8 protein-coding genes are annotated in these 11,562 nt (G+C 68.7%); 4 read left to right on the forward strand and 4 right to left on the reverse strand.

Translation table 11 applies throughout. The features are described from left to right. Positions 1-8: 8 nt before the first annotated feature. Both ACZK1G_RS02375 and ACZK1G_RS02380 read right to left on the reverse strand, forming a co-directional pair. Positions 9-1,616: an ATP-binding cassette domain-containing protein gene (locus ACZK1G_RS02375; protein WP_101764838.1), complete on the reverse strand. Its 1,608-nt coding sequence runs from the start codon at positions 1,614-1,616 to the stop codon at positions 9-11. A gap of 266 nt (positions 1,617-1,882) precedes the next feature. Next, a complete protein-coding gene (locus ACZK1G_RS02380; protein WP_101764839.1) occupies positions 1,883-2,782 on the reverse strand; it encodes a LysR family transcriptional regulator in 900 nt (299 codons plus the stop codon). 228 nt (positions 2,783-3,010) lie between these two features. On the opposite strand from ACZK1G_RS02380, the gene ACZK1G_RS02385 reads away from it, so the two are divergent. Then, positions 3,011-4,189: a serine hydrolase domain-containing protein gene (locus ACZK1G_RS02385; RefSeq protein ID WP_119007534.1), complete on the forward strand. Its 1,179-nt coding sequence runs from the start codon at positions 3,011-3,013 to the stop codon at positions 4,187-4,189. Further along, on the forward strand, positions 4,186-5,370 hold the full coding sequence (locus tag ACZK1G_RS02390; protein ID WP_101764841.1) for an MFS transporter: 1,185 nt from the start codon (positions 4,186-4,188) through the stop codon (positions 5,368-5,370). The genes ACZK1G_RS02385 and ACZK1G_RS02390 overlap by 4 nt, the downstream gene beginning before the upstream one ends. Positions 5,371-5,684: 314 nt before the next feature. Here ACZK1G_RS02390 and ACZK1G_RS02395 read toward each other — a convergent pair whose 3' ends face one another. Beyond that, a complete protein-coding gene (locus tag ACZK1G_RS02395) occupies positions 5,685-7,301 on the reverse strand; it encodes an EAL domain-containing protein (protein WP_101764842.1) in 1,617 nt (538 codons plus the stop codon). Positions 7,302-7,531: 230 nt separating this feature from the next. Between ACZK1G_RS02395 and cycA the strand changes: the two genes are divergently transcribed. Continuing rightward, the gene (gene cycA / locus ACZK1G_RS02400) at positions 7,532-8,905 is read left to right on the forward strand and encodes a D-serine/D-alanine/glycine transporter (protein WP_049444868.1); all 1,374 of its coding nucleotides are present in this window, start codon (positions 7,532-7,534) and stop codon (positions 8,903-8,905) included. Between the two features lie 327 nt (positions 8,906-9,232). After that, positions 9,233-10,009 (forward strand): lytic transglycosylase domain-containing protein, encoded by a 777-nt coding sequence (locus tag ACZK1G_RS02405; RefSeq protein ID WP_101764844.1) that lies wholly within the window; start codon positions 9,233-9,235, stop codon positions 10,007-10,009. Between the two features lie 7 nt (positions 10,010-10,016). Here ACZK1G_RS02405 and ACZK1G_RS02410 read toward each other — a convergent pair whose 3' ends face one another. Further along, the gene (locus tag ACZK1G_RS02410; protein ID WP_101764845.1) at positions 10,017-11,537 is read right to left on the reverse strand and encodes a tetratricopeptide repeat protein; all 1,521 of its coding nucleotides are present in this window, start codon (positions 11,535-11,537) and stop codon (positions 10,017-10,019) included. Positions 11,538-11,562: the final 25 nt, after the last annotated feature.

The raw sequence follows: 11,562 nt of genomic DNA on the forward strand, positions 1-11,562 counted from the left end.
GCGTGGATCTACAAGGCGTCGCGCCACTGCCAACCATCGGCACCTACCTGCAACACCTGCGTCGGCTGTAACGCCTGCAGCAGGTGCCGGTCGTGGCTGACCATCACCAGGGCACCCGGCCATGCCACCAGCAGTTCTTCCAGCGCCTGCAAGGCACCCAGATCCAGCGCATTGCCGGGCTCGTCCAGCAGCAGCAACTGCGGTGCGGGATCGGCATACAGCACGCTGGCCAGCGCGCCCTTCACCCGTTCACCATCGCTGAGGCTTTGGGCTGCACGCTGGATACGCTGTGCGTCCAGCCCGAGCAGGGCCAGCCGGGTGCGCAGTTCACCGGTATCAGCCGCGGGGTTGGCGGCCTGCACGGTGTCGAGAATGCTGCACTCGCCGGACAACCCCAGCAGCTGCTGGTCGAGCAGCGCCAGCGGTGCATGGCGTTGCACAGTGCCGCTGCGTGCAGGCAGCTGGCCGGCCAGCACGCGCAGCAGCGTGGACTTGCCACTGCCGTTGTCACCGACCACGGCGATGCGCTGCCCTCGACGGATCTCCAGCTGCAACGGTGCACTGCAGCCATGCGGCAACACCAGCGAGTCCACCTGCAGAAGGCGTGCGCTGCCGCGTTCACCCTCACCGGCAAACAGTGCCAGTTCCGGCGCGGCCTGAACCGCCGAGGCTGCAGCGCGCAGCTGGTCTGCGCTGACCTGCAGGCGTTCGGCCTGTACCTGCTGCGCGCGGCCGTGGCTGGCCTCGGCACGCTGCTTCTGCCGGCCAAGCAGGATCGGTGCCTGGTTGGCCTGCTTTGCATCGCGGTTGCCACGTGCCTGGCGTTGCTGCTGGCGTTCGTGTTGTTCGCGCGCGCTGCGTTGCTGCTGCCGGTGCTGGGCGCGCGCATGGTCGAGCTGTGCAGCAGCGGCTTCGCGTTCGGCGGCACGCGCGTCGGCGTAGTGCTGCCACGGCCCGCCATAGCGATGCAGCCCGCGCGCGTCGAGCTCAACGATCTGCTGCATCTGCGCCAGCAGCTCGCGATCATGGCTGATCACCAGCAGGCCACCGCGCCACTGCTGCAGCTGTTGGTACAGCTGCTGGCGATGGCGTGCATCGAGGTGGTTGCTGGGCTCGTCCAGGATCAGCCAATCGGCGCCGCTGGCCCAGGCGCCGGACAGCGCCACCTGCATGGCCTGGCCGCCACTGAGGCGCGCGGCGGGTTGGGCGGGATCGAGATCGTCGGGCAGCCGTAGCGCCTGCCATTGCTGCTGCAGGCGCTCGCGCAGATCCCAACGCTCGCCAACACAGGCGAAGTCGGTCTCGTCCACGCTGCCGGCTTCGATGCGTTGCAGTGCGGCCAGTTCCGGGCCTACGCCGGCCAGTTCGCCAACCGTGCCGGTGGGGGGATAGCCGGGCGTCGGCAGCAGGAACACGCGGCCGCTGCTGCGTATCTGCCCGCTGTCGGGCAGCAGGTGGCCGGCCAGCAGGCGTGCGAGCACGCTCTTGCCGGTGCCATTGGCACCCACCAGGCCGGTGGCGACCGGTTCGAAGGAAAACGACAGATCGGAAAACAGCGGGCGGCCGTCGGCCAGCCGATACGACACGCGATCGAGCGTGAGGGAATGTGTGGTCATGCGACCTCCATGGATGCCGGGTTCTCCCCTGCGCGCAGGGGCGGGAAGAGTCAGGCCGTCTAGTGGGAAGACGGCGGCATCAATGGCGCATTGGTCGCGAGCCTCTTGGAGGAATGAGCGGGCAGTATAGCGGGGCTGGCTGAATGGTCGGGTGTGGCACCGCCAGGCATGGCCGACGCTACAAGGCATCCACGCATGGCGTGGATCTACTGCACGAGGCACGCATGGCGTGGATCTACTGTGGGCCGGACATGGGGGGACCGCGACTAGGGCACGGTTTCCAGGCGGGCGCTGACGAAATCGATGAACACCCGCAGCTTCGGCAGTACGTGGCGGCCCGAGGGCCACAGCAGGTGGAAGATGCCGCAGGAATGCACGTGTTCGTCCAACACGGTGACCAGGCGACCGTCGGCCAGCGCATCGCGCACCGAGTGCACCGGTACGAAGGCCAGGCCGACGTGGCGCAACGCCAGCGCCACCCGCGCCTCGATGGTGTTGGCCACCATGTGTACCGGCAGCTCCTGCGGGGTTTCCTCATCGGGCCAGTGGATCGGCCACAGTTCCAGCTTGCCGGTACTGGGGAAGCGGTAGTGCAGCAACGTGTGCTGCAACAGGTCGGCCGGCGTGCGTGGCGTGCCGCGGCGCTGCAGGTACGCCGGCGAGGCAACGATGCGGCGTGGAAAGACGCCCAGGCGACGTGCGTTCATGCGTGAATCGCTGGGCTCGCCGACACGCAGCACGGCGTCGAAACCCTCCTCGATGACGTCGACCAGCCGGTCGCTGAAATCCAGGTCGAGGCGGATGTCCGGATACGCCGCCATGAATTCGGCCATCAACGGCAGGGTGAGGTCGCCCACCAACGGCAGGCCGATGCGCAGCGTGCCGCGAGGCGTGGCGTGCGGCTGTGCCAGTTCGGTGCGCGCGGCATCGCGCTCGTCGAGGATGCGCCGGCAGCGCGCCAGGAACAGTTGGCCCTCGGCGGTGAGGGTGATGCTGCGCGTGCTGCGATGGAACAGGCGCACGCCCAGTGCATGCTCCAGCCGGGCAACGCACTTGCCGGCGGCCGAGGCGGAGATGCCCTGCAGGCGCCCGGTCTCGACGAAGCTGCGGGTGTCGGCGGCGTGCACGAAGGTCTGCAGGTTGGCGAGGTTGTCCAGGACTGACATGGGCGTACGGGCAATGAAAGCAGCAGGGTAGGGGCGCGTGATCGCGACGGGCGGCGCCGCCACCGCAACACTGTGGTGCGGGGCGGGTCGCCGGCCGTTGCGGCCTTGCAGTTCCGGGCATGATGCCGATTGCGGACTGCACGGTCCATGATGCCCGGAGCGGCAACCGGCTTTTTGCGCCGTGCCGTGCTGCCTAACGTGGCGGGCCTCTCCCCACGGATCACCGCGATGAATGCCGTTCTTTCCCTTGAACCCGCGCCGACGCTGCCTTCGGTGCAGCGGCTGCTGCAGCAGGTCCACCCGCTGCGCCTGGTCGGCGCGGTGGTGCTGGTGCGCGAGCACGGCGTGCTGCGCCATGCCAGCGCGACCGGGCTGGCTGATCGCGAGTCGGCGATGCCGATGCGGCGCGACCAGCTGTTCCGGCTGTCATCGGTCAGCAAGCCGCTGCTGACCACGGTGTTCCTGCGCCTGGTGGCCGAAGGCGTGCTCGACCTCGATGCACCGGTGCAGCGTTGGTTGCCGGAGTTCCGCCCGGCGCTGGCCGATGGCCGCATGCCGCCGATCAGCCTGCGCCAGCTGCTCAGCCACAGCAGCGGGCTGGGCTACCGCTTCCTGGAAGCCGATGCGGAGGGCCCCTATGCGCGCGCTGGGGTCAGCGATGGGCTGGATGCGAACCCGCTTTCCCTGGCCGAGAACGTACGCCGGATCGCGCAGGCACCGCTGCTGTTCGAGCCGGGCAGCCAATGGCTGTACTCGTTGGGCGTGGATGTGGCCGGTGCGGTGGCCGAAGCGGCGACCGGTGAAACGCTGCAGGTGCTGCTCGAGCGTTTGCTGGCCGCCCCCTTGGGCCTGCGTGATACCGCGTTCGCCACGCGCGAGGGTGCGCGGTTGGCCACGCCCTATGTGAGCGACACGCCGCAGCCGCATCGCCTGCGCGAAGGCGAGGTGGTCGCGCCGTTCGAAGGTACGGTCGGCATCGAGTACAGCCTTGCGCGTGCCCTTGATGCCAGCCGTTTTGCTTCCGCCGGCGCCGGCCTGGTGGGGACTGCCGATGAGGTGATGGTGGTGCTGGAGGCCTTGCGTGATGTGCAGCGCTCCGGCCTGCTGCCGCCCGCGCTGGCGGCAGAGATGGCCAGCCCGCAGGTGGGCGAGCAGGGGCCGCCGGAACCGGCCGGCTGGGGCTTCGGGCTGGGCTTTGCGCTGCTGCGCGATGCCACTGCCAGCGGAACGCCGCAGCGCGAAGGGACTTGGCGCTGGGGCGGCGCCTATGGGCACAGCTGGTTCGTCGACCCGTCGCGTGGGCTGAGCGTGGTGGCACTGACCAACACGCTGTACGAAGGCATGGATGGGGCCTTCGTCGATGAGTTGCGTGATGCGGTGTACGCCGATCTGGAGACCGTGCGATGAGCGGCCATGCCATCGATGCGGCCAGCCCGGCCGGTGAGGCCACGCGTCTGCCATGGGCGGGCCTGCTGGCGTTGGCCGGCGGTGGCTTCATCACCCTGCTGACCGAGACCCTGCCGGCCGGTGTACTGCGTCCGATGGGCGACAGCCTGGGCGTGAGTGATGCGGCGGTCGGCCAGCTGGTGAGCGTGTATGCGCTGGGCTCGGTGATGGCCGCGCTGCCGATGACCGCGCTGACCCAGCGCATGCCGCGGCGTCCGCTGTTGTTGGCCGCCATTGCCGGTTTCGTGGTGGTCAACACGCTGACCGCGCTGAGCAGCAGTTACGCGCTGATCCTCGCCGCGCGCTTCCTGGCCGGCGTGAGCGGTGGCCTGCTGTGGTCGCTGGTAGCCGGTTACGCCGCGCGCATGGTGGTGCCGTCGTTGCAGGGGCGGGCCATCGCGGTGGCGATGGTGGGTTCGCCGTTGGCGCTGTCACTGGGAGTGCCGGCAGGTACGCTGCTCGGCCAGCAGATCGGCTGGCGCTGGGCGTTCGCATTGATGAGCGTGCTGGGCGTGGGTCTGCTGGCATACGCGCGCTGGACACTGCCGGCGCTGCCGGCGGCCGGTGCCGGCCAGCGCACCTCGCTGGCTACGGTCTGGCGGATGCCCGGCGTGCGCAGCACGCTGCTGGTGATGGTGCTGTACGTGCTGGCGCACAACGTGCTGTACACCTACATCGAACCGCTGGCGGTCGATGCGGGTGCCGGTGCGTGGCTGGACCGGCTGCTGCTGGCGTTTGGCGTGGCGGCGATTGCCGGCATCGGGATTGCTGGCTGGGGTGTGGATCGCCACCTGCGTGCGCTGGTGTGGGCGGCGGTGATCGGCTTCATCGTGCCGGTACTGACGTTGCTGGTATGGCCGGGTGCGGCGACCGCGCTGCTGCTGGCGACGATCCTGTGGGGCGTGGCGTTCGGCGCGGTGCCAACGTTGTTCCAGACCGCACTGGCACGCCGTGCGGGTGCCGCCGCAGACCTGGCACAGTCGATGCTGGTGACCGGCTGGAACCTGGCCATAGCCGCCGGCGGTGTAGCGGGCGGGGTGCTGCTGCAGGCCAGCGGCCCACGCCAGCTGGGATGGCTGCCGTTGCTGTTGCTGGCGGTGACCGTGGCGTGGCTGCTGGCACGGCCGAAGGCGTGGGCGTAGGCGGCCGATCAGTGTCACGTGGTGCCGGCCAGCGGCCGGCACTACCGTGGTCCGCGCCATCCACGCATGGCGTGGAACTACCGAGCGCAGCGACCCGCGTTTGCTTTTGCTTTCTTCTGTTGATTCCGTGGTGGGACGCAGCCGGAACCTGTCAGAGGCCGGGGCGGTCGGGTTCGCGGGGGTGTCCGCGGCATGGATGCCGCGGCCAAGCCCCCATGGATGGGTTTACGGCGTCCCCCGCGAACCCGACCGCCCCGGCCAACTCCGGGATAGCTGTACGCGAACCACCACGAGGGGCTCTGCCGTTGGCCGTCCTACTCGATCCCCTCACGCTCGATCGGCACGCTGCGCGGGTTCTGCATGTGTTCGCGTGCTGCGCCGTACTGCTGCTGCCGCTTGTGATGGAAAGCGACGAATTCATCACGCGGCAGCGGCCGCGAGAACAGCCAGCCCTGACCGAATTCCACGTGCCGGCTGTGCAGGTAGGCCAGCTGCGCTTCGGTTTCCACGCCCTCGGCCACCACCCACAGGCCCAGCTCCTTGGCCATGTCGATGATGTGCGGCGTGACCGGGCTGGTCGCGCTTTCGGTACCGATCGCATCGATGAACGACTTGTCGATCTTCAGCGCGTCCAGTGGCAGCTGCTCCAGGTACTGCAGGCTGGAGAAGCCGACGCCGAAATCGTCGATGGCCACGCTGTGGCCGGCGCGGCGGGCGGCGGCGAGCATGGTGCGTGCGCGGTCCAGGTCGAGGAAGCCGCGTTCGGTGGCCTCCATCCAGATCTGCTGCGGCAGGATGCCGCTGCCGGCCATGTGCCGGGCAATCATCTTCAGGGCGCGGCCGCTGCTGATGTCCTCGGCGGCGAGGTTGATCGCGATGTGCGCGCTGCGGTCGGCCACCAGCAGCTCGCGCATGTCGCGCACCACGTTCTCGATCACCAGGTCGGTGACGTCGGCGATCATGCCGGCCTCTTCGGCCAGCGGAATGAACAGGTCGGGCCGCACCTGGGTGCCATCCGGGCGTTGCCAGCGCACCAGTGCCTCGGCGCCGACGCAGATGCCGGTGTCCAGTTCGATGATCGGCTGGTAATGCAGGTACAGCTCGCGGCGGCGGATGGCGGTGGCCAGTTCACCGCGCAGCGACAGGCGGCGCCGCGACAGCCAGATCACCAGGCCGGCACCGGCGGCGGCCAGCAGCAGGCCCACCGGCACGTACAGCCACGCCTGCTGGCGGAACGCCGCGGCCAGCGCGGTGCGCGGCGTGGTGGCGATGGCCAGCCATTCCTCGTTGCGCGCGGTGGCGAACAGGGTGCTGTGATCCAGGCCTTCGCCGGGGTCGCGCAGCAGTGCCTGCAGCAGGTCCGGATCCAGGCCTGGCTGTTTGGCCAACAGACGTCCATCGGGGCTGGCCAGCGCCAGCCGCACGTTCGGGTCGGCAATGACATCGACGAAGCGGCGCGGGTCCACCAGTGCGTCGTAGGACCCATACAGGACCGCCAGCACCTGGCGGCGCCCGCTGTTTTCAGGGCGCACATCCACCGCGATGCCGGCGCCATCGCTGGTGACGTGGTCCGGCGTGGGCTGATCCACGTCGGACAGGAACGGTCCCCAGGAGGTGCAGCGCAGCTTGCCGCCTTCGAAGTAGCCCATCTGGTCGATCGATGGGGTGGTCATGACCAGGGTCTGCAGGCGCCGGATGTGCTCGGGACTGCAGGGCACGTAGCCACCGGCCTCGGCCGATTTCAGTGCCGCCAGCGCTTCCTGGTAGGACAGGTCGGAGCGGCGCAGGGTACGGTCGGCGATGTCGCGCAGGCGCTGCTGTTCGACGCTGATCGCGCGGTCCCAGGTGGCATAGGCCATGACCGCGATCGGCACCGCAGCGGCCAGCAGCGCCAGCGCGGTGCCGCCGATGATGACGCGCAGGCGGCTCATGGCCGGGGCTCCAGCGGGGCGGGCGGGGCAGGGCGCATGGTCGGGCCGGTCCTTGGGCAGGTGCGGCTATCTGAGCATGGCGCCGGGCCGGGCGGAATGGGATCAATACGGTATTCGGTCACATTGTGGTGAAAGCGGCCGACTTTGACGTAATAGGTCCGTCCGGCGCTGGCGCTTGGCGCCGTGGAGGACTACCGTCGGATGCTTCGCCCGTCCCTTAGCCCGCGCCCATGACCGAGCCCGCAACGCCCCCCGAGCACCTGCGCCGCAGCCTGTCCAACCGCCACCTGCAACTGATCGCCATCGGCGGTGCCATCGGCACCGGCCTGTTCATGGGGTCGGGCAAGACCATCAGCCTGGCCGGCCCGTCCATCGTCTTCGTCTACCTGATCATCGGCGCGATGCTGTTCTTCGTGATGCGCGCGATGGGCGAGCTGCTGCTGTCCAACCTGCAGTACAAATCCTTCATCGATTTCTCCACTGACCTGCTCGGCCCGTGGGCCGGGTTCTTCTGTGGATGGACCTACTGGTTCTGCTGGATCGTCACCGCCATTGCCGACGTGATCGCGATCGCCGCCTATGCGCAGTTCTGGTTCCCCGGGCTTGAAGCTTGGAAACCGGCGCTGGCCTGCGTGATGCTGCTGCTGGCGTTGAACCTGGTGACGGTGAAGCTGTTCGGTGAAATGGAATTCTGGTTCGCGCTGATCAAGATCGTGGCGATCTGCGCGTTGATCATCACCGGCGCCGGGCTGGTGGCGTGGGGCTTCACCTCGCCCAGTGGTCACACCGCATCGCTGTCGAACCTGTGGAATGACGGTGGCATGTTCCCGATGGGACTGGTCGGCTTCTTCGCCGGTTTCCAGATTGCGGTGTTCGCCTTCGTCGGCATCGAGCTGGTGGGCACCACCGCCGCCGAAACCGCCGACCCCGAGCGCAACCTGCCCAAGGCGATCAACTCGATCCCGGTGCGCATCATCATCTTCTACGTGCTGGCGCTGATCGCGATCATGGCGGTGACACCGTGGCGCCAGGTGGTGCCGGACAAGAGCCCGTTCGTGCAGTTGTTCGTACTGGCTGGCATTCCCGCCGCCGCCAGCCTGATCAACTTCGTGGTGCTGACCTCGGCCACGTCCTCCGCCAACAGCGGCATCTTCTCCACCAGCCGCATGCTGTACGGCCTGGCCGAAGAGGGCCACGCCCCGCGCGGGCTGTCGAAGCTGTCACGCGCCGCGGTGCCGGCCCGCGGCCTGCTGTTCTCATGCCTGTGCCTGCTGGGCGGCACGCTGCTGATCTACCTGATTCCCAACCTGGTGACCGCCTTCACCCTGGTGACGACGCTGGCGACGGTGCTGTTCATCTTCGTCTGGTCGCTGATCCTGGTGGCCTACATGGCCTATCGCCGCCGCTACCCGGAGCGCCATGCTGCATCGATCTTCAAGATGCCCGGCGGCGTTGCGATGTGCTGGGCCTGCCTGGTGTTCTTCGCCGGCGTGCTGGTGCTGCTGAGCCTGCAGGGCGATACCCGCCAGGCGCTGATCGCCAGCCCCGCGTGGTTCGTGCTGCTGGGCGTGGGGTATTGGGTGCGGCGGAGGGCTGCGAAGTAACCCGGCGTTTTCGTTCCATTGATTGATCCACTGTCTCCGGACGTTTCATCCACGCATGGCGTGGATCTACTGCCCGCCGCTGGGAACTGTCGAAGGCGGGGTGGGTCCGGTTGTGGGGGCGTGAGCCGCATGGATGCGGCGACCGAGCTTACATGGACGTACTTGCAGCGTCCCCCACAACCGGACCCACCCCGCCTCCTCGCAGGAAAACGGCTGTTGCTGTTGAGGTTGCCGGCCAGCGGCCGGCACTACCGCAGGTGCAGGGCGCAGCCCTGCCGACCCCCATTCACCCAACATTAGCGGACGCGGCCGGATCATCCGGCCGCCATGTCCCGTCGCCCCCTCCTGCTCGCGCTGTTGCTGCTGCCCAGCCTGTGGCCCGGGCTGGCCGCCGCGCGCACCGTCTATCGCTGCGTGCAGGGCAACACTGTCAGCCTGGCCACCGCTCCGGAACCGGGCTCGCGCTGTACCGCCAGGGAGATCGACGACAACGCCATCCAGACCCCGAACCTGTGGGGCAACATGGGCGTGTTCAGCGGCGTGCTGTACGAGCGCGAACAGGACGGGGCGCTGGTCTACTCCACGCGCAACCTGCCCGGCTCGCGGGTGTTCCTGAAGTTCACCGTGGCCACGCCGCCGGGCGAGCCGGCGCACGAAGGCCTGGGCAAGGTCGGCAAACCGCAGCTGGCGCAGCACGCCAGGCAGTTCAAGGCCGCGGCCAAGGCCACCGGCGTCGATGATGCCTGGCTGCGTGCGATCGCCCACGCCGAAAGCAATTTCGATGCGCTGGCGGTATCCAGCAAGGGCGCGCAGGGGGTGATGCAGCTGATGCCCGATACCGCGCTGGAATACGGGGTAAGCGATCCGTTCTCGCCGCAGCAGTCGATCGAGGGCGGCGCGCGCTACATGCGCGCGCTGTTGCGCCGCTACAACGGCGACCGCCCGTTGGCGGCGGCCGCCTACAACGCGGGCATCGGTGCGGTCACCCGCTACAAGGGCGTGCCGCCCTACGCCGAAACCCTGGCCTACGTGGACAAGGTGATGGCGCTGTACGCGCGCTACCGTGAAGCGATGGGCATCCGTACCGAGGTGCCGGCGCGCTAGCAGGCACTCAGCGCGAGGTGGAAGTGCTGACCAGGTCGTAGCGTTCGATGCGGCCGACACGTGCCACCTCGGCCTGTACATCCGCGCGCTGCTTGAGTGCGCGCCAGGCGGCATCGATGCGTACGTCGCCCGGCAGTGACGGATAGGTACGCATGTCCTGCAGGCTGGCCAGGGTTTCACCGCGTTCAACCGGCGAGCGCAGCTGTTCGATCAGCACGGCGGCGGCCCCGTCCAGGTTGCCTTCCTCCAGCAGCATTTCGCGATGGAACAGGCGGGCATCATCGCGCTGGGCCAGGATCACCGCGCGCGCCGCATCGCGTGCCTTGGCATCGCCACGCTCGCGGGCGGCGGCGAACTGCAGCAGCGCCTGCGCGGCCTTGCCGTAGCCGGCGAGGCCCGGCATGTCATTCACGGCCTGCGCAGCGTCCTGCATGCGGCCCAGCGAACTGAACACGAAACCGACATTCATCTGGTGCTCGACACCATCCGGGCCGAGCACGCCGATGCGTGCGGCCTGCTTTGCAGTGGCTAGTGCCTCATCGGTGCGGCCCAGCCGGCGCAGCGCGGTGAGCCGGCTGTTGAGCAGCCAGGCCACCCATTCCGCTTCGGCGGCGGAAGGTGATTCGCCGTTGCTCGCCGCACCGGCCATGCCCTCGGTCAACGACAGCACTTCCTCGTTGCGGTCCAGCATCAGCAGGGTGGTGCTGAACTCGGCCATGCGCGCATCCAGTGCGCGGTCGAGCAGGCCGGAGACGCGCAGTTGATCGAGGTGGCGCTGTGCCGCCTGCACCGGATCGAAGCGCGCATCGCCGCGATCGACATAGCGGTCGAAGCGCTTGTCGCTGCGCAGGCGGATGATCTCGGCCGGGCTGTCGATGCGCGCCAGCGTGGCTGGGATGCCGTCACCACGCCCGTTGTCGGCCTGCAGCGTGGCCAGCGCCAGCCACAGCCCGGTGGGTTCCAGGCCGCCACTCTTCCAGCCGTTGTCGAACAGCGCCTGCAGCAGGTCCATGCGCTTCTGTGGCTGGTCACGCAGGCGGTACTGCAGGTAGTTGATGGCGTGGTGATCGACCGGCAGCGGTGCGTCGGCATGCTGCAGTGCCTTCACCAGGAAGGTGGTGGCTGCGGCCGGCTGGTTGTCCGACAGTTCCACCGACACCTGGGTGAGCAGGACCTGGGCATCCTCCGGCAGGGCCTCCTGCGCCCGCTGCAGGTAGCGGCGGGCCTGGTCCGGCTTCTTCTGCATCAGCGCGGTCCAGCCGGCCACCTGCGCGGCGCGGCCACGATGCTCGGCATCGAAGTCGTCCAGCAGCGGATCCTCCATCAGCCGCTCCATGCTGATCAGTGCGCCCAGCGTATTGCCGCTGCGTGCCTGCTGGATCGCTTCATCCCAGCGCGTGGCGTACGCCGCGTGTACTGCATCGGCGGTGGCGGAGGGCTTCTGCGGGGCCACCGTGATCGAGGCGGAGGCGGACGCGCTGGCCAATGCGGCCAGCAGCAGGGCGGCCAGGGGGATGATGCGGGGCATGGAGGATCTCCATCCGTGGGAACCG

Source organism: Stenotrophomonas sp. 109824_Sma (assembly GCF_056480025.1).